Origin of the sequence: Emcibacter sp., assembly GCF_048269205.1 — a bacterium.
In the GTDB taxonomy this organism is placed as follows: Bacteria; Pseudomonadota; Alphaproteobacteria; order Sphingomonadales; family Emcibacteraceae; genus Emcibacter.
The window spans coordinates 1,559,140-1,581,254 of the sequence record NZ_JBLXJC010000001.1; the positions used below are offsets into that span (position 1 = coordinate 1,559,140).

The 22,115-nt window shown below is 53.7% G+C and carries 19 protein-coding genes; 9 read left to right on the forward strand and 10 right to left on the reverse strand.

Annotated elements, in window-relative coordinates; genetic code table 11:
- Positions 1-53: 53 nt before the first annotated feature.
- The 5 genes from ACN0YD_RS07275 to tpiA form a co-directional block, all read right to left on the reverse strand.
- Positions 54-386, reverse strand: a complete 333-nt coding sequence (locus ACN0YD_RS07275) for an FtsB family cell division protein (RefSeq protein WP_417318274.1) — start codon at positions 384-386, stop codon at positions 54-56.
- A 226-nt stretch (positions 387-612) separates the two neighbouring features.
- Positions 613-1,884 (reverse strand): phosphopyruvate hydratase, encoded by a 1,272-nt coding sequence (gene eno, locus ACN0YD_RS07280; protein WP_417318276.1) that lies wholly within the window; start codon positions 1,882-1,884, stop codon positions 613-615.
- Positions 1,885-1,912: 28 nt separating this feature from the next.
- Positions 1,913-3,547 carry a CTP synthase gene (locus ACN0YD_RS07285; RefSeq protein ID WP_417318277.1) on the reverse strand — a complete coding sequence of 545 codons (1,635 nt, stop codon included), beginning with the start codon at positions 3,545-3,547 and terminating at the stop codon, positions 1,913-1,915.
- A gap of 63 nt (positions 3,548-3,610) precedes the next feature.
- Positions 3,611-3,928 (reverse strand): preprotein translocase subunit SecG, encoded by a 318-nt coding sequence (gene secG, locus ACN0YD_RS07290; protein ID WP_417318279.1) that lies wholly within the window; start codon positions 3,926-3,928, stop codon positions 3,611-3,613.
- A gap of 101 nt (positions 3,929-4,029) precedes the next feature.
- Positions 4,030-4,779 (reverse strand): triose-phosphate isomerase, encoded by a 750-nt coding sequence (gene tpiA / locus ACN0YD_RS07295; RefSeq protein ID WP_417318281.1) that lies wholly within the window; start codon positions 4,777-4,779, stop codon positions 4,030-4,032.
- 209 nt (positions 4,780-4,988) lie between these two features.
- Between tpiA and ACN0YD_RS07300 the strand changes: the two genes are divergently transcribed.
- Positions 4,989-6,902 carry a SurA N-terminal domain-containing protein gene (locus ACN0YD_RS07300; protein ID WP_417318283.1) on the forward strand — a complete coding sequence of 638 codons (1,914 nt, stop codon included), beginning with the start codon at positions 4,989-4,991 and terminating at the stop codon, positions 6,900-6,902.
- Between the two features lie 19 nt (positions 6,903-6,921).
- On the forward strand, positions 6,922-8,448 hold the full coding sequence (gene trpE / locus ACN0YD_RS07305; RefSeq protein WP_417318285.1) for an anthranilate synthase component I: 1,527 nt from the start codon (positions 6,922-6,924) through the stop codon (positions 8,446-8,448).
- A gap of 27 nt (positions 8,449-8,475) precedes the next feature.
- Here trpE and ACN0YD_RS07310 read toward each other — a convergent pair whose 3' ends face one another.
- On the reverse strand, positions 8,476-9,636 hold the full coding sequence (locus ACN0YD_RS07310) for a divergent polysaccharide deacetylase family protein (RefSeq protein ID WP_417318287.1): 1,161 nt from the start codon (positions 9,634-9,636) through the stop codon (positions 8,476-8,478).
- Between the two features lie 166 nt (positions 9,637-9,802).
- On the opposite strand from ACN0YD_RS07310, the gene parE reads away from it, so the two are divergent.
- The 5 genes from parE to ACN0YD_RS07335 all read left to right on the forward strand — a co-directional run bounded on the left by parE (position 9,803) and on the right by ACN0YD_RS07335 (position 15,457).
- Complete coding sequence (parE, locus tag ACN0YD_RS07315; protein WP_417318289.1) at positions 9,803-11,773, forward strand: DNA topoisomerase IV subunit B; 1,971 nt, start codon at positions 9,803-9,805, stop codon at positions 11,771-11,773.
- A gap of 39 nt (positions 11,774-11,812) precedes the next feature.
- Positions 11,813-12,502: an aspartate/glutamate racemase family protein gene (locus ACN0YD_RS07320; protein WP_417318291.1), complete on the forward strand. Its 690-nt coding sequence runs from the start codon at positions 11,813-11,815 to the stop codon at positions 12,500-12,502.
- Positions 12,503-12,650: 148 nt separating this feature from the next.
- Positions 12,651-14,003 carry a DEAD/DEAH box helicase gene (locus tag ACN0YD_RS07325; RefSeq protein WP_417318293.1) on the forward strand — a complete coding sequence of 451 codons (1,353 nt, stop codon included), beginning with the start codon at positions 12,651-12,653 and terminating at the stop codon, positions 14,001-14,003.
- A 135-nt stretch (positions 14,004-14,138) separates the two neighbouring features.
- Positions 14,139-15,206 carry a GGDEF domain-containing protein gene (locus ACN0YD_RS07330; RefSeq protein WP_417318295.1) on the forward strand — a complete coding sequence of 356 codons (1,068 nt, stop codon included), beginning with the start codon at positions 14,139-14,141 and terminating at the stop codon, positions 15,204-15,206.
- 77 nt (positions 15,207-15,283) lie between these two features.
- Positions 15,284-15,457 carry a hypothetical protein gene (locus ACN0YD_RS07335; protein WP_417318297.1) on the forward strand — a complete coding sequence of 58 codons (174 nt, stop codon included), beginning with the start codon at positions 15,284-15,286 and terminating at the stop codon, positions 15,455-15,457.
- A gap of 22 nt (positions 15,458-15,479) precedes the next feature.
- On the opposite strand, the gene ACN0YD_RS07340 is transcribed toward ACN0YD_RS07335, so the two are convergent.
- Positions 15,480-15,830 carry a chorismate mutase gene (locus ACN0YD_RS07340; protein ID WP_417318299.1) on the reverse strand — a complete coding sequence of 117 codons (351 nt, stop codon included), beginning with the start codon at positions 15,828-15,830 and terminating at the stop codon, positions 15,480-15,482.
- Between the two features lie 34 nt (positions 15,831-15,864).
- Positions 15,865-17,142 carry a tetratricopeptide repeat protein gene (locus tag ACN0YD_RS07345; protein ID WP_417318301.1) on the reverse strand — a complete coding sequence of 426 codons (1,278 nt, stop codon included), beginning with the start codon at positions 17,140-17,142 and terminating at the stop codon, positions 15,865-15,867.
- A gap of 163 nt (positions 17,143-17,305) precedes the next feature.
- Between ACN0YD_RS07345 and ACN0YD_RS07350 the strand changes: the two genes are divergently transcribed.
- Positions 17,306-17,500, forward strand: coding sequence for a hypothetical protein (locus tag ACN0YD_RS07350; RefSeq protein ID WP_417318303.1), 195 nt, complete (start codon positions 17,306-17,308; stop codon positions 17,498-17,500).
- Positions 17,501-17,596: 96 nt separating this feature from the next.
- Here ACN0YD_RS07350 and aspS read toward each other — a convergent pair whose 3' ends face one another.
- Positions 17,597-19,375 (reverse strand): aspartate--tRNA ligase, encoded by a 1,779-nt coding sequence (gene aspS, locus ACN0YD_RS07355; RefSeq protein ID WP_417318305.1) that lies wholly within the window; start codon positions 19,373-19,375, stop codon positions 17,597-17,599.
- A 112-nt stretch (positions 19,376-19,487) separates the two neighbouring features.
- Between aspS and rnd the strand changes: the two genes are divergently transcribed.
- Complete coding sequence (rnd, locus tag ACN0YD_RS07360; RefSeq protein WP_417318307.1) at positions 19,488-20,642, forward strand: ribonuclease D; 1,155 nt, start codon at positions 19,488-19,490, stop codon at positions 20,640-20,642.
- Here the strand turns inward: rnd and ACN0YD_RS07365 are convergent.
- Entirely contained in the window at positions 20,617-22,110 is a 1,494-nt protein-coding gene (locus tag ACN0YD_RS07365; protein ID WP_417318309.1) for a Ppx/GppA family phosphatase, read from the reverse strand. The genes rnd and ACN0YD_RS07365 overlap by 26 nt on opposite strands.
- Positions 22,111-22,115: the final 5 nt, after the last annotated feature.

Here is a 22,115-nt window from a genome sequence, read left to right on the forward strand (position 1 = left end):
TTATTCTGTCAAAGTATTAATTTCAGAATTTAGGGCGGTATATTATAATAAAATTACATAAAAGAGGAAGAAGTTGAATTATCCGGAATGATTATTTCATCTTTATGGCTGTAGCCAAGATAGCGCCGGCTCATCTCATCCAGATAGTCGGGATCGATGTTTTCGCTCTGCAGAAGATCGATGTGAGTCTGTAGTTCAGTTCGGACGGAATGGATTTCATCATATTCCGCCTGCAGGGTATCGATATCTTTCTGAAGCTCTACATGGGCGGGCAAGCCATTTTTCCCATGCAGGGCATGATAGCCAAAATAAGACAGCACAAACAGGCTGAGCAGTGGCACAGCCATTTTCTGAAAGCGATTTATGATGTCCTGTATCTTTTTCATATGCCCATCGAATCACACCCGATTCGCCGGGTCAAGATATTTCGTGATTTTTTTTCCTTTAGAGTCAAGACTCTAGGATCACATACCATATCTGGTAGCACAATCTTATAAGGGCACTAGAGAATAAGACGTTGTTAATCTTTTGCACACTTCTGCTTCACCCTGGAAAGAAAAAGCAGCCTTGGAAAAGGCTGCTTTGAAAATTGTTTAAGCTGTGAGGACCGATTTAGCGCAGGATCGATTTGCCGGCATATTTGGCAGCATCGCCCAGGGCTTCCTCGATCCGGATCAATTGATTGTATTTCGCCAGCCGGTCGGAACGGGCGAGCGAGCCGGTTTTGATCTGTCCGCAATTGGTGGCCACGGCCAGGTCGGCAATGGTCGCATCCTCTGTCTCGCCGGACCGGTGGGACATGACAGAGGTGTAGGAGGCCCGATGAGCCATTTCCACGGCTTCGAATGTCTCTGTCAGGGAACCGATCTGGTTCACCTTCACCAGGATGCTGTTGGCGACACCCTTTTTGATACCGTCAGCAAGTCGCACCGGATTGGTCACGAATAGATCGTCACCCACCAGCTGCACCTTGTCGCCAACCAGATCGGTCAGGATCTTCCAGCCGTCCCAGTCGTCTTCTGCCATGCCGTCCTCGATGGACAGGATGGGGAAGCGTTTGGTGAGGTCTGCCAGATATTCGGCCATGCCCTGGCTGTCCAGGCTCTTGCCTTCGCCGCTCAACACATATTTGCCGTCCTTGTAGAATTCGGTAGAAGCCGCATCAAGCGCCAGCATGATGTCTTCCTCCGGCTTGTATCCTGCGGCCTCAACGGCCTGCATGATAAAGCTCAGCGCATCTTCGGTACCGTTCAGGTTCGGGGCGAAACCGCCCTCGTCACCTACACTGGTGTTATGACCGGCATCAGACAGCTTTTTCTTGAGTGTATGGAAAATCTCCGCACCGATCCTGACAGCATCTTTGATATTCTCTGCTGCCACAGGCATGATCATGAATTCCTGGATATCGATGGGGTTGTCGGCATGTTCCCCGCCGTTGATGATATTCATCATCGGCACCGGCAGGATACGTGCGGACGGACCACCAAGATAATTGTAAAGCGGCAGAGCGGCCTCATCGGCTGCTGCCTTGGCTGCTGCCATGGAAACACCGAGGATCGCGTTGGCGCCGAGACGGGCCTTGTTGGGAGTGCCATCCAGTTCACACAGCACCTTGTCGAGCAGCACCTGTTCTTCCGCATCCGTGCCTGTCAGGGCGTCATAGATTTCACCATTCACCGCTTCCACAGCCTTAAGCACACCCTTGCCGAGATAACGGGAGCCGCCATCACGCAGCTCAACCGCCTCATGGGCGCCGGTGGAGGCGCCGGAAGGGACGGCCGCCCGGCCAAAAGCGCCGGTTTCCAGTGTCACATCAACTTCAACGGTCGGATTGCCGCGACTGTCGAGAATTTCGCGGCCGGTGATATCGATAATTGCAGTCATCTTATCCTCTAAGGTTCTGGTGGTGGCTCTAGACCAGTCTTGATTGTTTAACAGCCGCCTCGATAAAGGAGGCAAACAGGGGATGGGGGTCAAACGGCTTAGATTTGAGTTCCGGGTGGAACTGCACCCCTATGTACCAGGGGTGCCCCTCCAATTCGACAATTTCCGGAAGCAAACCATCCGGTGAAAGGCCGGAAAATTTGAGGCCGACAGCTTCGAGCTGTTCCCGGTAATTGATATTTACTTCGTAACGATGGCGATGGCGTTCCGAAATGGCTTCGGTGCCATAGGCTTCAAATACTTTTGTCCCCGGCAGGATTTTTGCCTTGTAGGCGCCAAGACGCATGGTCCCGCCCATATCATCCTCTGCAGAACGGGTTTCCGTTCCCTTCTCCGTCTGCCATTCGGTCATCAGGCCGACCACAGGGTTTTCGCATTCCCCGAACTCGCTTGAACTTGCGCCTTCAATGCCGGCCAGGTTGCGGGCGGCCTCGATACAGGCCATCTGCATGCCGAAACAGATTCCAAAATAGGGAATTTTATGTTCGCGGGCATATTGGGCGGCGGCAATCTTTCCTTCCGCTCCGCGTTCACCAAAACCACCAGGAACCAGAATCCCGTTCACATTCTCGAGATGGGTCGCCACATCCTCTTCGGTGAAAATCTTGGCGTCAAACCATTCGATATTCACCTTGACGTTATTGGCAAAACCACCATGAACCAGGGCCTCAATCAGGGATTTATAGGCATCCTTCAGTTCGGTGTATTTGCCGACAACTGCGATGGTCACTTCGCCTTCCGGATTATTCACGTGATCGACAATCTCGTGCCAGCGGGAAAGTTCGATGGATGTATCAGTCGGACTAAGGCCAAAGGCGGAGAGAACTTCGTCGTCCAGTCCTTCCGCATGATAATTGAGCGGCACTTCATAGATGCTTGACGCATCCAGGGCCTGGATTACAGCAGATTCCCGCACATTACAGAACAGGGCAATCTTGCGGCGCTCGGAATCAGGGATTTCATGTTCCGAACGGCAGACCAGCACCTCCGGCTGAATGCCGATACTGCGCAGTTCCTTCACACTATGCTGAGTGGGCTTTGTTTTCAGCTCACCGGCCGCCCCCAGATATGGGACAAGGGTGACGTGCACAAAGATGGCCCGTTCCCGGCCCAATTCGTTGCCCAGCTGGCGAATGGCTTCCAGAAAGGGAAGACTTTCGATATCGCCAATGGTGCCGCCGATTTCACACAGCACAAAATCCGTGCCCTCCGGCACGTCGCTGGTGGCGAATTCCTTGATCGCGTCAGTCACATGAGGGATCACCTGCACGGTGGCCCCCAGATAGTCACCACGACGTTCCCGGTCAATAATCTGCTGATAGATGCGCCCGGACGTTACATTGTCGCTCTGGTGACAGGGAACCCCGGTGAAGCGCTCGTAATGGCCTAGGTCCAGATCGGTTTCCGCCCCGTCATCGGTGACAAATACCTCACCGTGCTGATAGGGGCTCATGGTGCCCGGATCCACGTTCAGATAAGGGTCGAGCTTACGCAATCTCACAGAATAACCACGGGATTGAAGAAGTGCGCCCAAAGCGGCGGACAGGAGGCCCTTCCCTAAAGAAGAAACAACACCTCCGGTGATAAAAATATAACGCGTCATGGGTCTTATATATTCCCGAACAAACTGAGTTGTGTGTCTGGCTCAATGCCCCTGACGGAGCACTTATTCTGAAACTGGCACTTCTGGGATCTTGTTTTCATCCTCAGGCTGTTCTGTAGTCTGCTCAACTGGCCGGTCCAGGACGGAACCTGTATCAACATCCTTTTTGGCCATGATGGCAAGAACGAGACTGGTGATGAAAAAGGCAGTCGCCAAAATTGCCGTTGTTCGGGTCAACAGGTTAGCTGCACCGCGGCTGGAAATCAACCCGGTAGGTCCCCCACCGATACCAAGAGCGCCACCCTCTGACTGTTGCAGAAGAATCACAACAACCAGGGCTACCGCCAACATCAAATGTACAACAAGAATGACTTCTTGCATTTTATAACTCTTTTTCTTTAGTGCTGATCATTAAATACCTGTCGGCTTTTACTCCAAAGCATACCTGATGACCAGCTTTTTTTTGTAAACCGCTATCGGTTTCAGTCATAGGCCTGAATAATGCCGTAAAAGCTGTCAGCTTTCAGACTTGCGCCGCCGACCAGTGCCCCGTTCACATTCTCCACCGACATCAGCTCCCGGGCATTCTCCGGTTTGACCGATCCGCCATACAGAATGCGGATGGTATTGCCGCTGTCCCCGAACCTTTCGACCAACACCTGACGGACGGCGGCATGGACCTCGGCCACGTCAGCGATCGTCGGTGTGCGCCCCGTACCGATCGCCCAGACGGGTTCGTAGGCAATTACAGTATTATCAGCTGTGGCGTCCGCAGGAATTGAATCGCGCACCTGAGTGGTCACAACAGGAAGTGTATTGCCCCCGTCCCTTTCACCTTCTGTCTCGCCAACACAAATAATGGCGATCAGCCCGGTTTCCTGAACAGCTTTGGCCTTTTCACTGACCAGTTCGCTATGTTCGTGATGATCCGTGCGACGCTCGGAATGGCCCACAATAACATACTTGCAGCCCTGGTCCTGCAGCATGCCGGCCGCAATATCCCCTGTATGGGCACCGGAAAAGTTCGCATGACAGTCCTGGGCACCGATATCAACGCGGTCATCAGCCACCTGAAGGGACTGGTGGATCAGGGTAAAGGGCGGACAGACAAGCACGTCACAGTTGGCGCCACCCTCCGCAATCAGACCATTCAGTTTTTCGATTTCTGCCAGGTTTGCAGCAACGCCGTTCATTTTCCAGTTACCGGCAACCAGGGCCCTAGGCGTGGTCATGGACAATCTTCCTTTGTTATTTTTCTTCAAGACCCCCGTTCCCTATCAGAAATGTTGATTCATTTCCACCGACTTTCATGAAAAAGGCAACAGAAAGCATTGTTTCCTGTTGCGAACGGGAGGGCAGCTTATTATCATGCGCAAAATTTCCGGGCTGGGGAAGGGTCCGCACCGGGATACAATCAATCAATCATGACAGGTTCAGGTTAATGTTAAATTTTTTCCGTAGCGGACTATCTTCTTATTTCACCCTCGCCCTGCTTGGTATTCTGATAGCGAGCTTTGCGCTCTGGGGCATTGGTCGCGATGCCTTTGTCAAGGGTGGAAACAATGTTGCCGTTATCGGGGAAGACAAGATCACGGCGCAGGACTTTGCCCGTCAGTTCCAGAGCAGCCTCTATCGGGAGCAGCAGAACTATAACGGCGAACTGACCCAGGAACTGGCCATCCGCATGGGACTGGCCACCCAGGTGCTGCAGACACAGGTCAACCAGAAGGCCTTTTTCGAGGCGGCACAACAGGCCGGCATCAGGGTGTCCGACGAAAGATTGCGCGACTACATTACATCCCAGAAGGTGTTCCAGAATGACTTGGGCATTTTCGACCGCTTTGCCTTTGAACGCATCGCCCGGAATCAGGGATATACTTCCAGCCAGTTCGAGGAAGTATTGCGGGAGGACCTGGTACGCCAGGATTTTGTGGCTAGCCTGGTCGCGAACATTCAGGTTCCCCGCGCGGCCCTGGAAACCATCTACAAGTTCGAGCGCGAAAGCCGGACTGCCGATGTGATTACCATTCGCGCCTCGGACATCACGGACATTGCGGAAGCCAGAGAGGACACCCTTAAAGCCTATTACGAGGCCCACTCTTCACGCTATATGGCGCCTGAATACCGGTCCCTCAATTATATCGTGATCGAAGCCGACCAGTTCATCGACGCCATTGAGCTTGAGGAACAGGAAGTGCGCACTCTTTATGAGGACCGGCTGGATGAGTATACGGTGGCGGAAAAACGCACCCTGCAGCAGCTGATCCTCGATGGCAAGGAAGACGCAGATGCGGCCTACGCGGATCTTGAAAGCGGCATGAGCTTCCTCGATGTAGTGGAAAAATACAGCGACCAGGACATTGAAGATTCCAATATCGGGGAACAGACCCCAACCGATATGGAAGAAGTTTACGGCCAGGCCGCCGCAGATGCCGTCTTCGGCCTGTCCGGTGAAGGGTATACTGCTCCGCAGGAAACGGATTTCGGCTGGTATATTTTCAATGTGATCGGTATCGAGGCCGGAAGCGCGAAGAGTTTCGAGGAACTCCGCACCGAGCTGGAAACGGAACTGAAACACCAGAGGGCCATGGATCATGTCTATGACATGACCAACAAGGTTGAGGACGAACTTGCTGGCGGCGCCCGCCTGCCGGAAATTTCCGACAATCTGGGGCTTGAGCTCAAGACCAGCGGTCTTACTGATCGTAACGGCTTTTCGCCCGCTGGAAAAACCGCAGAGGGCTTGCCGGGGCTGCCGTCCTTCCTGTCCCGTGCTTTTGAAATTGATCCCAGCGACGATCCGAAGCTTGAAGAAGCCGGAGAAGATGCCTTCTATGTACTGGCTGTTGCCGATGTCGTTGACCAACGTCTTCGTCCCTTTGAGGAAGTCTCCTCGGCGGTGAAAACCTCCTGGACCTATGATGAAAAACTTGCAAAAGCAGAAGCCATAGTGAATTCCATCATCGAGCAAGCCGCAGACGGCAAGATTCTGGCCGTTCTCGCCAAGGATATCAAAGGCGCCAACATCAACACTGTGACGATCTCTCGTGATGATCGCACCGGCAAGGTTTCCCCGCAGGTAATGGAGGCCATTTTCAAGGCGGATACCGGGAAAATCACCTCGAGCCGGGCGGCAGACCAGAATGGCTTCGTGCTTCTCCAGGTCAAGTCCAAGACCATGCCGGAAGATGTTCCCGAGAAAATGCCGGAACTGAAAAACGCCATGCTGCGGGTCTATCAGAACGAAATCCTCAGCGCCTACCGGAACTATCTGACCGAGGCCCTGCCCGTCCAGATTAACGACCGGGTGGTGAAAGCGGTGCTGGATCAGTTGTCTACTGCTTCGGACCAGTAAACCTCAACAGGGATCATGAATGTCTGTTCTACCGGATTTCGAGAGTTTCCAGGCTGCCTATGACGCCGGAAAAGCCCAGCTTGTCTGGTCCACACATGTGGCCGACCTGGAAACTCCTGTTTCCGCATTCCTCAAACTGGCCGCAGACGAGCCTTTCGGAAGCCTGCTGGAATCCGTAGAAGGCGGCGCCATTCGCGGCCGCTATACCTTCATAGGCCTGAAGCCGGACATCATCTGGCGCTGTAACGGTGATGCGCCGGAAATCAACCACCAGGCCCTGACCCGCTGGAATGACGAGACAGCTTTTGAAAAGCTGGGCACGAATTCCCTCGACAGCCTTCGTGACTTGTTTGAAGAATCCAAAATGGAACTGCCGGACGGTATGCCCCCATCCGCAGCCGGCCTGATTGGCTATATGGGCTATGACATGGTGCGGCTGATGGAAAAGCTGCCGGAACCAAACCCGGATGCCCTCGGCCTGCCCGACAGCATATTTGTCCGGCCAACCATCATGGTGGTTTTCGATGCGGTCACTGACCTCCTGACCATTGTCACTCCCGTGCGCCCTGAAGAAGGCATTGATGCCAAAACAGCTTATATGCGGGCCGAGGAACGCCTTGCCGCCATCGAGGATGCACTCGAACAGCCTTTGCAGATTTCCCGGCAATCCCTGCAGGAAGACCTGGAGCTGGAGGCCGCCGTCTCCAACACCGGCAAGGACCGCTATTTCGAGATGGTGGACAAGGCCAAGGACTATATCCGGGCCGGCGATATCTTCCAGGTGGTGCTGTCCCAGCGTTTTTCCTGCCCCTTTGATCTGCCGCCCTTCGCGCTCTACCGGGCGCTCCGCCGGACCAATCCCTCGCCTTTCCTTTATTATCTGAAGTTCGGTGATTTCTCTGTCATTGGTTCCAGCCCGGAAATCCTGGTGCGCCTGCGCGATAATGAAGTGACCGTCCGGCCCATCGCCGGTACCCGACCGCGCGGCAAGACCCCGCAGGAGGATAAAGCCAATGCGGAAAGCCTGCTTGCTGATCCCAAGGAACTGGCCGAACACCTGATGCTGCTGGATTTGGGCCGCAACGATGTGGGCCGGGTCAGCAAGGTGGGTTCGGTCGAGGTCACCCAAAGGATGATTATCGAATATTATTCCCATGTGATGCATATCGTCTCTGACGTGCGGGGTGAGATCAGCCCGGAATATGACGCCCTCAAGGCACTTGCCGCAGGGTTCCCGGCCGGCACCGTGAGCGGCGCGCCCAAAGTCCGGGCCATGGAAATCATCGACGAGCTCGAGGTGGAAAAACGCGGCATCTATGCGGGCGGCGTCGGCTATTTCTCCGTCGATGGTAGTATGGACACCTGCATCGTGCTCAGGACCGCCATTGTCCGTGACGGCATGATGTATGTGCAGGCCGGGGCAGGTATTGTCGCCGACAGCGATCCGGACAGCGAATATGCCGAGTGCCAGCATAAGGCCCGGGCCCTGTTCCGCGCCGCCGAGGAAGCCATCAACTTCGCTGGCCAGGCCGAACGCGGTCAGTAACGTTTCAAAAAAATGATTATTTGAAGTTTATTCCGCCGCCATATCCATGCCGCTATGGGCAATCAGTGTCTTGCGGTATTTGCCTTCGACGATATGGCTCAAGGGCACCAGGTTGATGCCTTTTTCCTTCAGCTTCGGCAGCCAGATCTCCAGCGCCCGAATAGTCTCGTCATAGGGATGGCCGATGGCGACGGCACTGCCATGTCTGCGGGCCATCTTTTCAAGCCTTTCTAGCTGGTCCAGAATATATTCCACATCCTGGGTATTATCGAGGAAGATATCCCGCACCGTATAGGGAATTTCCCTCTGTTCAGACAGGTCCGCCAGCACGGAGTTGTTCGTGGTCCGGCTGTCCAGAACCAGAAGTCCCCTGTCCTCCACCACCGACAACAGGCGGGATATGCCCATGCTGTCTTCGGTAAAGGCGCTGCCCATATGGTTGTTGATGCCCACATAACCGTCAAAACGGTCAAGGTTCCAGAGGATCTGGCGATGAAGCTCTTTTTCACCGAGACCGGAGTTCAGGGCATGGGGGCCGGGAAAGGCATCCCCCTGCGGCTGCATGGGCAAATGCAGCATCAATTCATGCCCCCTGCGCCGCGCCAGGGAGGTCATTTCCTTAAGGTCACTGGCATAGGGCAAAAAGGACAGTGTCAGGCCCGGTGACAGGTCAATCATGCGCCGGGTATTGCTTTTGACGATACCAAGATCATCAATAACGATGGAGATTTTCGGCCGCCCGGGCAGAAGGGTACCCACGGCGACGGCATTGGCCTGCCACAAGGGTGCGCCTTCTGTGACCTCTTCCTCAATACGGGGAAAGCCGGGCGCAACTTCGAGCGTTTCAGGAAGCCTTACCACCACTTCCGTCTGCCTGTGCCCCTCCTCAAAGGGAATCGGAAGCACCTTCTCGACTGCGGCAATCTGTTTGCTTGCGGGAGCGGTTGCCGCATGGCCGGCCCGGCCGCTGGCATAAAGATAAATCACGCCGAGGGCGAATCCCATCAACAGCAGATACCCCCCGAACAGGGCATAACGGCGGCGCTGCCAGAGCTGCTGCCACAGATGGAGAATATTTTCCCGAAGCCCCACAGGCGCAGAGGGGATTGCGTCCGTATTCCTGATCAGCATATTACGCCGCTGGCTGGTGGATGAATATTTCAAAATCTGCTCTTTATAATGACTCATGAACGGGTCCGAGTATGCCCACACAAATGGTTAATTGCAATTCCAATCAATATCTTGTTGTGCAGCTTTTCGATGTTGGCTTATAGTGTTGCGATACAGCAATCAGAAACAGCGGTCCGGCCCCGCCGACCGGTCAAAATAAAGAAGTTGAGACCCATATCATATCATGAGTGATTTGTTTGAGACGACCCCCGTAGCCGGTGAATATTCCGCCAAGGATATCGAGGTACTGGAGGGCCTGGAGCCCGTCCGCATGCGTCCGGGCATGTATATCGGCGGCACCGACGAACGTGCCCTGCACCATCTTGTGGCCGAGGTTCTCGACAACTCCATGGACGAGGCCGTTGCCGGCCACGCCAGCCGCATCGAAATGACACTCAATGTAGACGGGTCCGTCACCATTACCGACAATGGCCGCGGCATCCCCGTGGACCCGCACCCCAAATACAAGGACAAGTCGGCGCTTGAGGTGATTCTGACCACGCTTCATTCAGGCGGCAAGTTCAACAGCAAGGCCTACGAGACCTCCGGCGGCCTGCACGGGGTCGGTATTTCCGTGGTGAACGCCCTATCGGATGTTATGACCGTAGAAGTTGCCCGCGATAAACAGGTCTGGAAACAGGAATTTTCCCGGGGTCATGCACAGACAAAACTGGAAAACCTGGGTGCGACCCCGAACCGGCGCGGCACCAAAGTGACTTTTCATCCGGACCCGGAAATCTTCGGCGAAAACGCGAAGCTGAAACCGGCCCGGCTTTACCAGTCTGCCAAATCCAAGGCCTATCTGTTCCGCGGTGTGGAAATACGCTGGGCCTGTGACCCGGAACTTCTGAAGGAAGGCGACGACACCCCGGAAAAAGATACGCTGCATTTCCCGGGCGGGCTGAATGATTACCTGACTGCGACCATGGAAAAGCGCAGTCTCGTCACCACAGAAAACTTCCATGGCCGGGTACCGCTGGCCGACAATATGGGCAATGTGGAATGGTCCATTGCCTGGCCGGAATATGGCGACGGCAGCACCCGTTCCTACTGTAACACAGTGCCCACGCCCCAGGGTGGCACCCACGAGGCCGGCATGAGGGCGGCATTGCTCAAGGGCATCAAGGCCTACGGCGAACTGATCGGCAACAAGAAAGCCGCCCAGATCACCGGCGAGGATATTTTTGTCGCCGCCTGTTCACTGATTTCCGTCTTTATCAAGAACCCGCAGTTCCAGGGGCAGACCAAGGACAAGCTGACCACCCCGGAAGCCGCCAAACTGGTGGAACAGGCGGTGCGTGACCATTTCGACCACTGGCTGTCCGGCGCGCCGGATATGGCCAACGATCTGCTGGCCTGGGCTTTGGAGCGGGTCGAGGAACGCCTGCGCCGCCGTCAGGAAAAGGACACCCAGCGCAAAACCGCCACCAACAAGCGCAAGCTGCGCCTGCCCGGCAAGCTGGCTGACTGTTCCAAGGACGGTTCCGAAGGCACGGAAATCTATATCGTTGAGGGCGATTCAGCCGGTGGCTCCGCCAAGCAGGCCCGGGACCGCAAGACCCAGGCGATCCTGCCGATCCGTGGTAAAATCCTCAATGTGGCCTCAGCCACTCGCGACAAGATTCGCGGCAACCAGGAAATCGCCGATATCAACCAGGCGCTGGGCTGCGGCCATGGCGACAAGTATGTCGAAAACGACTTAAGATACGAAAAGATCGTCATCATGACCGATGCGGACGTGGACGGCGCCCATATCGCCACGCTGCTGATGACCTATTTCTATCAGGAAATGCCCGAACTCATTAAAAACGGTCACCTCTATCTGGCCCAGCCGCCGCTCTACCGTATCGCCCAGGGCGGTAAGGTGCTGTATGCCCGGGACGACGCCCACAAGGACGAACTGATGGCCAGCGAGTTTTCCGGTCGCGGCAAGGTGGAAGTGAGCCGCTTTAAAGGCCTTGGTGAAATGCCACCGGCCCAGCTTCGTGAGACCACCATGACCCGCGGTAAACGCACCCTGCTGCGCATTGTCATCCCCGAAGGCGGGCGTCTGGAAACGTCAGAAAAGGTCGATCAGCTGATGGGCAAGAAACCGGAGCTCCGCTTCCAGTTCATCCAGGAAAATGCGGAGAAGGCGAAAGAGCTGGATATTTAGACGGATTGTTTCTTAGCCTCCAATTTTCAGGAGATCCCCATGCCACAGCATATCGGAATTGTGGCCTGCTCGTCAGAGGGCGCGGCGTTGTGTTACCGGACCATCTGCGCCGAGGGGGCGGAGCATCTCGGCCCGCATGGCCATCCGGAAATCACCATGCATACCCCGCCGCTGTCCGACTATATGAAGTGCATCGACCGGGATGATTGGCAGGGCGTAGGCGACCTGATGCTCCGATCCGCTGAAAAACTGGCCGGCGCCGGGGCGGATTTTGTCATCTGCCCCGACAATACCATTCATCAGGCCCTGCCCTTTATCCTGGACCGTTCCCCTCTGCCCTGGCTCCATATCGCAGAGGTGGTGGTGGATGAGGCTGTAAAAAGGGGCTACTGCAAGCTTGGCCTCACCGGCACCCGCTGGCTGGTGGACAGTGAGGTCTATCCGGAGAAAATCCACGCCCGCGGCCTCGATTATGTACAGCCCGAGCCCGAACAGCTGGAGGAAATCAGCCGCATCATCATGAATGAGTTGACTTATGGTATCTGCAAGCCAGAGGCGCTCGGCACTTTCCAGAAAGTTATCCAGGGCCTAAAGGACAGGGGCTGCGACGCCGTGGTACTCGGCTGCACGGAAATCCCGCTGTTGGTCGATGACGACACCTCCCCGCTGCCAACGCTGGATTCCACCCGCCTCCTCGCCCGTACGGCGCTGATGAAAGCGATTGGCTAACCCCTCACTATTATGTCTTGAACTTCTCAATTTTTGTTCAATCACCACATTCAATGCTGCCCTGCACATAGTATCATTGACTTATTGACAGAATTGCCTATCCTGCGCCTCTGATCATGATTGCAATTTTGAAAGACTACTCGACCACATGGGTTTTGAATATTTAGGTTTAAGTGAACAGCTCCTCGCCGCCATCAAAGATGCCGGCTATACCGAGCCCACCCCCATCCAGGCCAAAGCCATTCCCGCTGTCCTTCAGGGCAGGGACATTCTGGGTATTGCCCAGACCGGAACCGGTAAAACCGCCTCATTTACCCTGCCCCTGATCGATATTCTTTCCGAAGGCCGGGCCCGGGCGCGCATGCCGCGCACCTTGATTCTCGAGCCAACCCGCGAACTGGCTGCCCAGGTGGCTGAAAGTTTCGAAAAATACGGCAAAAATTCAAAGCTGACCATGGCCCTGCTGATCGGTGGTGTGGCCTTTGCCGAACAGGAAAAGCTTCTGGACCGCGGCGTTGACGTGTTGATCGCCACACCGGGTCGTCTGCTTGACCATCTGGACCGCGGTCGCGTCATGCTGACCGGCACCGAGATCCTTGTGGTTGACGAAGCGGATCGCATGCTTGACATGGGTTTTATCCCCGATGTGGAGAAAATCTGTAAACTGATGCCGCCTCGTCTGCAGAGCCTTTTCTTCTCGGCCACCATGCCGAAAGAAGTGAAGCGTCTGACGGACCAGTTCCTCAAGGACCCCAAGGAAATCACCGTTTCCTCGCCCAAGTCCACGGCGACGACCATTACCCAGAAAATTGTCCGGGTGGCCGCTGACGACAAAACAAAACGGGCTGCTCTGCGTTACCTGATCCAAACAAACGATGTGAAAAACGGTATCATTTTCTGCAATCGCAAGTCGGATGTTAAAGTGGTCGCAAAATCGCTGGCCGTGCACGGCTTCAGCGTGGCTGAAATTCATGGCGACCTGCCGCAGGAAACCCGTACCCAGACCCTGGCCAAATATAAGGCCGGCGAAATTCAGTTGCTTGTGGCGTCCGATGTTGCCGCCCGGGGGCTGGATGTTTCAGACATCACCCATGTGTTCAACTATGATATTCCGTCCAACCCGGAAGATTATATTCACCGCATCGGCCGCACTGGTCGTGCCGGCAAGGAAGGCTGGTCCTTCAGCCTGACCACACCGCGGGACAAAAAATATCTCGATGCCCTTCTAAAAATGCTGGGTAAGGACATTCCGGAAGAAAAACTGGAAGGTTTCGAAGCTCCTGCCTCCAGAGATCGCAAATCCAGCCGGAAGCCCCGGCAAAAAGACGACGGCAGGCAAAGCAAAGCACCAGCCGGTCGTGAAGAGAATAAAGCTCCTTCACGGGAGTCCTCTCCCCGAAAAGACAGGCCGCCCCGGGAAAAAGAGCCCGCAGACAGGGGTAAACCCGTCGTCGGCATGGGCGACCATGTCCCTGCGTTTCTGTTGCGAGACGCCAAATAATTCCCTGCCATCAAGGCCTTATGTACTAATTTTTACCCTTTATTTACCCTGCTCCTTAGCCATTTTTTAGGAATAGTAGCATATACAGCTGATATCGGGCGGATACACGTACAACAGCTAGGGTTGGGACGACGCATGTCATTTATCCAGGACAGGGATGATATCGAATTTATAAGGGAAACGTCTGACAAGGCGCTGGACTTTATGTCGGAGTATAATATCGTTCCGACACCAATGAATTATGAGATTTGGTATACCTATTCGGCGGGCTCCGATCTTGCACTCAGCGGCGCCATCAACGGGCTGATTGGCAAGGCTACACGTTTCAACACCGAAATCTGTGAAAATCTGTATCAGAGGTTTTTTTCCGCGGAAATGTCCCAGGCGGCAATTGAAGAATCCGGACAATCGATTCAGAAGGAACTGGTCAAAATTCTCAAGACCCTCAAGGAGAATGGCGACAGCACGTCTGAATACAACAGCTCCCTCACAGGTCACATGGATTATCTCGAGAACATTAAGGCCGGTGGTGAAATCGCGGCCATTCTCAAGAATATTCTGGCCGATACACAGCGCATGCAAGAGAAAAGCCATAAAATGGAAGCCGATCTAAAGTCCTCTTCCCAGGAGATCCAGAAACTCCAGTCCAGTCTGGAGGCCGTACGCCAGGAAAGTATGACAGACATGCTGACCAACATCGGCAACCGCAAATGTTTCGAGAATGAACTGGACCGGGCGTTCCGTGACTGCGAGAAACACGGCAAGGGACTGTCTCTTCTGATTGGCGATATCGACTATTTCAAGCTATTCAATGACACCTGGGGACACCAGGTCGGCGACCAGGTTCTGAAAGCGGTTGCCCACATCATGAAACTGCGTGTCGGTGACAAGGGCATACCCGCCCGCTTCGGCGGTGAAGAGTTCTGTGTGGTGTTGCCCGAAACAGCTATCAGCGATGCTTTGGAAATGGCCGAAGCCATACGGGATTCTGTTTCCCAACGCTCCATGAAACGGAAAAGCACCGGGGAACGTATCGGCAAAATCACGGTTTCCTTCGGTGTGGCGGAATATCATTCCGGAGACAACAAATCGGAAATCATTGGCCGGGCTGACGAAGCGCTCTATTTGGCCAAAAAGGCCGGGCGCAACTGCATTAAATCCGAATTCGATCTGCAGCAGGGTAAGAACCGTATAACTGCCTAGCTCGTTTGTTCCTTTTTTGTTCTTGACTCACCGTCAAATAATCAATAGAACAAACAAAGAACATAAAGGAGATAGTCATGGAATACCTGCTGCATTTTATCGGACTTCTTTTCATCCCGCTCATGATTCTACAGATCGGTTCCGCCCTGCGTGAGATTTTCAGGGCTGCCCCTTCTGTCCTTCCCAAGCAATCACAATTTATTGATTTTGCGTCTAACCGGATTCTTCGGCCCAGTCTGGTCACGGAATGATGTGAAAAGCTGACAGGAAAGACTATTCCATCGCCCCGGCCTCGATGTCGAAGGCATCATATTCGTGGTCAATGCTCAATTCGATAAGATGTCTATAGAGCCTTTCCGCGAACCCTTCATTCAGCCCGATGGTTTTTGCGTGGTCCGTGACATTTTTTACGACCGCTTCGATCCTTTCATCGTCACGAACAAGGGTGCGGTCTTTTTTCAGCACGGCGGCCTGCTCCATAAAAGACAGCCTGAACTTCAGAACTTCCACCAGAAAACGATCCAGCTTGTCTATCTCTTCCCTGAGCGCTGCCATGGTCTCACAGTTTTCTGCCCTACCGACAGTGATCACTTTTCCGTCAAACGACAGAGATGTAGAATTCATTATATTTTTTCTCATGATATGGAATAGATCCGGGTCAGCGATCCGTATAGATAACGAGACAGTCAACACCCTCTTCCTGCAATCTTGTGCAAATATCCCGGGCCTCCCTCTTGTCCTCTATTTCAGAGACAAACAGGCGATAGAGCACGCTACCGTCCTCGAGGGAGACCTCACGGGCTAGCGGGCTGTAGGATAACAGAATCTCCGAGGATTTCCTGTGCAGTCGCTCCCACCCCTGAATGGCCAGACTTTCCAGAGGATAAGAGCCCAGCTGGACACGATACACCTTGTCACTCATCTTAGTGGGCGCTACCGGCGCTTCGACGGCCCCGGCATCCGCCGGAACGGCAATGTCAGCCTGCAAAGAGGGTTGGGTGCCCTGCTTCAGGATTTCCATCAGCTTTTTCTTTTTCGGATCGATTGGTTCCTGTTTCGGGACAGTAGCGCCTTCTTCAACGACATCTGCATGAGCAACATCAGGTTCAGATTTGGGAAAAGTACGCTTGCCGAGAAATATGGCCTGGGCCTTCTGCTGTGAGGTCAGGCTTTTGAGCCAATCGTAAAACTGGAAATTGGCCGGGATTTCCTCCTCGGACATTATCGTTGCGGCCATTTCCTGCGCCGCCTCTTTCTCACCGGAAAGTGCATAGGCCATAACCAGGTTCTGCAACGCGGTTTTATTGTTCACATCCAGATTTGCCGCTTTGCTGAGTATGCGTATGGCCGGGGCATATTGCCCCTGTATGGCAAATGACAGGCCAAGATTGTTCAAAAGGCTAATATTATCAGGATAGCTGTTCAGGCCGGTACCATAGGTCAACTGGGCCTCCTCGTGCTCCCCTTTGAGATCATAGGCCAGGCCGCGGATGTTGTAATAGCGATAGTTGTCCACAACCTGTCCCTGCGCGGCACTCTGTTCAAGATATTCCAGCGCCTCGTCGGGCTTATCCTTTTTAATCAGCATCTGGCTGATGCCGATATTGGCCTCTGCGTTGGTCGGATCAAGTTCCAGAACGGACTGGTAGACGGCAATGGCAGCATCAGCCGCGCCGAGACTGAGATAGGTTCTAGCAAGTCCAAGCTTGGCACGTAAGTGTTCTGGGTTTTCCGATGCCGCACGCTGATAAAGCCTCAGGGCATTGCCATAATCGCCCGTTTTGATAAAGCTGTCCGCCATATTGACCAGAGAATCAGCGTCAAAAACAAGCTCGCCATTCACTCTTTTGGGACCCGATGCACTGCAACCGGACAGGAACAGAACTACCGTAAGGATAACGGACAGGAAGACATTATGACGTTTTATCAGTAACATGGTTCCATATGCCTTTGTTTTTCAACACTTTTACACCGGTCCAAAGCATACAGGCAAGCATTAACCATAACCAGAATTCTTTTGATAAAAGTGAATCAGAAGTTAATATTTGGGTAATGAATATGCTATATCCTTGTGTGGAATTAAAAAAGGAAGAGAAAAAATGGTAGATGTTGCAGAAGCAAGTAAAGCCTCCAACGCCGTCCAGTTTGATGCCGGACGCAGCAGCAGCCTTGAAAACAAGGCAGCTGTCCAGCAGACAGTTCAGAATATTGCTGACGACTCCTCTTTCGAGCGTAAGGAAGTCGAAGCGGATACGGGCCCTGATGTGGGCAAAAACGTAGACGTTCGCGCCTGATTTTTTTTGCGATTACACAGAATTGAAAAGGCATGACCCACGGGCCATGCCTTTTGTTTTTTCCTCTTGTGAAACTTCAGTGTCTTCCGAAATTTCCTATTTGCTTTCTGGCAACACAGTCCGCAAGTGAAGCTCACGAAGCTGGGCATTGCTCGCTTCGCTCGGCGCCTTCATCATCAGGTCTTCCGCTTTCTGGTTCATGGGGAAGACAATCACTTCACGAATATTGGGCTCATCGGCCAAAAGCATGACGATCCGGTCAATACCAGGAGCAATACCACCATGGGGCGGTGCGCCGTATTTCAGGGCATTCAGCATGCCGGCAAAGCGTTCCTCGATCACTTCCGGCCCATAGCCCGCAATTTCGAACGCTTTGTACATGATTTCAGGCTTGTGGTTCCGGATGGCGCCAGAGGACAGCTCGATACCGTTACAGACGATGTCATACTGATATCCCAGGATATCCTCCGGATCCATAGTTTCCAGAGCCTCCATACCTCCCTGGGGCATAGAGAAGGGATTGTGGCTGAAGTCCAGTTTCTTTTCCACTTCGTCCCATTCATACATGGGGAAATCCACGATCCAGCAGAATTTGAAAACATCCTGTTCGATCAGGTCCAGGTCTTCGCCCACCTTGGTCCTGGCCACACCGGCCAGTCTGGCAGCATCATTTTCCTTGGCACAGGCAAAGAAAACACCGTCATTTTCGCCGAGGCCGGCAACTTCACGAAGCTGGGCAAGACGCTCTTCACCCAGATTCTTGGCGATCGGGCCGCGGCCCTCTCCGTCCTTGAAAATCACATAACCGAGACCGGCATAGCCCTCGGACTGGGCCCAGCTGTTCATCTTGTCAAAGAAGCTTCTGGCCTGGGAGGCACCGGCACCGGGCGCCGGAATGGCGCGGACGACCGAACCCTTTTCGATCATGCCGGCAAAAATGCCAAAGCCTGACCCACGGAAGACTTCCGTTACGTCGGTAATTTCAACGGGGTTCCGCAAGTCCGGCTTGTCATTACCGTATTTCAGCATGGATTCTTTAAAGGGAATCCGCGGGAACGGCGCAGGTGTTACCTTTTTATCGGAAAACTCCTCGAAAATTCCCTGCATCACCGGCTCAATGGCGGCAAAAACATCTTCCTGGGTGACAAAAGACATTTCCATATCAAGCTGATAGAACTCGCCCGGGGAACGGTCGGCACGGGCATCCTCATCGCGGAAACAAGGCGCTATCTGGAAATAGCGGTCGAAACCGGCAATCATCAGAAGCTGCTTGAACTGCTGCGGCGCCTGCGGCAGGGCATAGAATTTACCTGGGTGCATCCGGCTCGGTACGAGAAAGTCACGGGCCCCTTCAGGCGATGATGCCGTCAGGATCGGCGTCTGGTATTCCCTAAAGCCCAGATCCACCATGCGACGGCGAATGCTGGAAATCACATCAGATCGCAGCACTATGTTGCTGTGAATGCGATCTCTCCGCAAATCAAGAAAGCGATACTTCAGACGTGTATCCTCGGGGTACTCCTGTTCTCCGAATACCGGGAGCGGAAGTTCCTCGGCCAGCGAAAGAATAGTGAATTCCTTGACCTGAATTTCTATCTTGCCGGTCGGCAGGTTGGGATTGATGGTCTCTTCGCTTCTGGCCACCACGGTACCATCGACACAGATCACACTTTCCGGACGCACACTCTCTGCTTCCTTGAAAAACGGGCTCTCCACATCAATGACGCATTGGGTCAGGCCATAATGATCGCGCAGATCAATGAAAAGTAGCCCGCCGTGATCACGCTTGCGATGTACCCAGCCAGACAGGCGTACTGTATCCCCGACACGATCTTCGCGCAGCTCGGCACAGGTATGAGTTCTGTATTCGTGCATTGTGTTTTCTTCTATATTTCGTGTTCAATTCCCGTTGTTTTTGTGCTTTATTGCATATTTGTCAAGTCATTCCAGTGACAATACCAAAGAAAAGGCAGGATCGGTTCCCTAAATGAGTGTTATTACAAAAAATCAGCATCTGGCAGAAGTTTGCGAACGTCTGTCGGCATCGGAATATGTGACTGTCGATACGGAATTTCTGAGGGATAAAACCTACTATTCAAAGCTCTGTCTTATTCAGATTGCCAACGATGAGGAATTTCATGCGATTGACCCGCTGGCGGATGGCATTGACCTTTCTCCCTTTTATGAATTGATGACAAACCAGGCGGTCACCAAGGTCTTCCATGCCGCCCGCCAGGATATCGAAATCTTCGTCAATGAAACCGGAAAGGTACCACAGCCCCTGTTTGACACCCAGGTTGCCGCCATGGTCTGCGGCTTTGGCGACAGTATCGGTTATGACAAGCTCGTTTCAAGTCTCGCCGGAAAGACCCTGGACAAAAGTTCACGCTTTACCGACTGGTCCCGACGGCCCCTCACCCAGAGGCAGATTGAGTATGCCCTGGGCGATGTGACACATCTCAGGGTGATCTACCAGAAACTCAGGGACCAGCTAGAGAAAAACAGCAGGACCTCCTGGCTTGATGAGGAGATGAAAGAGCTGACTACACCTGCAACCTATGTCACCCATCCCGAAGACGCCTGGAAAAGAATCAAGATCAGAAACAATAACCGACGCTTTCACGCTATTGTGCGCAAGCTTGCAGAATGGCGGGAGAGCGAGGCCCAGCGCAGGAATATACCCCGCAACAGGATTATGCGCGACGAAGTGCTTTTGGAAGTTGCCGCGATCAGACCACAACACAGCAATTCCCTCAACGGCATTCGCGGCCTGCCGCCGCAATTTGGCTCCAGCAAACCGGGCGCAGTGGTGCTCGATTATGTGAACCAGGCGCTGGAAATATCTGATGAGGATCTTCCGGTTATCGCGCGGCCAAAACCTCCGGCCCAGAATGTTGATCCGGTTATGGAGTTGCTCAAGGTCCTGCTGAAACATAAATGTCAGAAAGAGGGGGTGGCGAACAAACTGGTTGCCACCATGGACGAACTGGAGAAACTGGCAGCAGACGATAACGCCGATATTCCGGCGCTTCACGGCTGGCGTTATGAGCTTTTCGGAAAGCACGCCCTTGCCCTTAAACATGGCAAGCTGGGCTTTTCCATGAAAGATGGGGAAATTATTCTGTTTCCTCTGGAAAACTAGTTTCATCAATCTGGACGGACGGTTCGAGACCCAGTTCCGACGCAAGCTTGTCAAAGCGCCGTCGAACGACCTCATTGACAAGCTCTTCTTTGCCGGGCTGTACATTCAGCACCAGCTGGTTACCGTCAATCTCCAGTGACGCGGCATTCAGTCCCCGTGCTGTCCCCGCAGAAATCCTCTGGGCCAGCCGAAGTGACAATCCGACACGGCGGGCATACTGGACATCTTCCTCACTGACCAGTGACATGCAGATGTCAGTGCGCTCGTTGCCAATGGTGCCTCCGTAACAGACATAAAGCGCCAGGCCGATCAGGCCGATACCGCGATGATCGATCCCGATAAGGCGTCCATACATGATTTCCGAAATTACCTTGTCCGCACGATACTCCGGATGTCCCCGCCACCCCACATCGCTCAGCATACAGATGGCCAGACGCAGGCGCTTGTCTTCCGGGCTTTCCTCTTCGAAGAGCGGCTCGACCCAGTTCAGCAGACGCAGACCGTGTTCAGGAAAGCGTCCTGTCATTTCCGCTACCTCATGGCATCCCTGTATCAAAGGGTCCTCGTTCTGGACCGGAGGAGCCATGCCGTCAAACAATATCCCTTCCCTGATGCCGTATCCGGAAACGACGATTTCAGACGGTTTCAGTTTCTTCAACACCCGCCAGAGGATAAGGGCAGAAAGGGAAAGAACACGCAAACGCCGGCTGGAAATATGCCCGCTATAGACCTGTAGTTCTTCCAAAGTCATTTTGGAAAGCTTTTTGGTCAGGTTCGTGACGTCTTCAATATTGATGCGATAGTTGTGGATGTTATTGAGCCGATATCCCGTTTCCAGCATGTTGATCTTGGCCAGGGCCCGCCAGGACCCGCCAACAGCGTAAAAGGGTCGGCCGACATAATTTTCCAGCCAGTCCACTTCCGACAAGGCCTTGTCTATTTCCTTCTTGGGCGTATGAAACACTTCCCCTTCCCGGGTTTGAAACTGCAGCGGGCCGATGGGGAGGGTGATTTTTTCACAGACATCCAGGTTATTGATATGAATGAGTTCGAGGCTGCCGCCGCCCAGGTCACCGGCAATACCGTTTGCCTTGGGAAATGCGCAAATGACACCCAGCCCGGCAAGCCGTCCCTCTTCCTCACCGTCAATCACCTCAACATCCAGGCCACTGGATTCCTTGACCCTTTCAACAAATTCTGGGCCGTTCTTCGCATCACGAACTGCCGAAGTGCCAATAGCACGAGTATCACTAATCTCCATCTTGTCGACCAGCATTGCGAATCTTCTTAGCGTGGAGAGAGCCGTCAGAATGGACTCCTCCATCATAAGGCCGGTTTCGGATACGCCCTGGCCGAGACCGCATAATACCTTTTCATTGAAAATAACATAGGGGACACGGTCCCTGCTCTCATAGACAACAAGGCGAACCGAGTTTGATCCGATATCGATGACTGCAAATCTGCCCAAGTAGC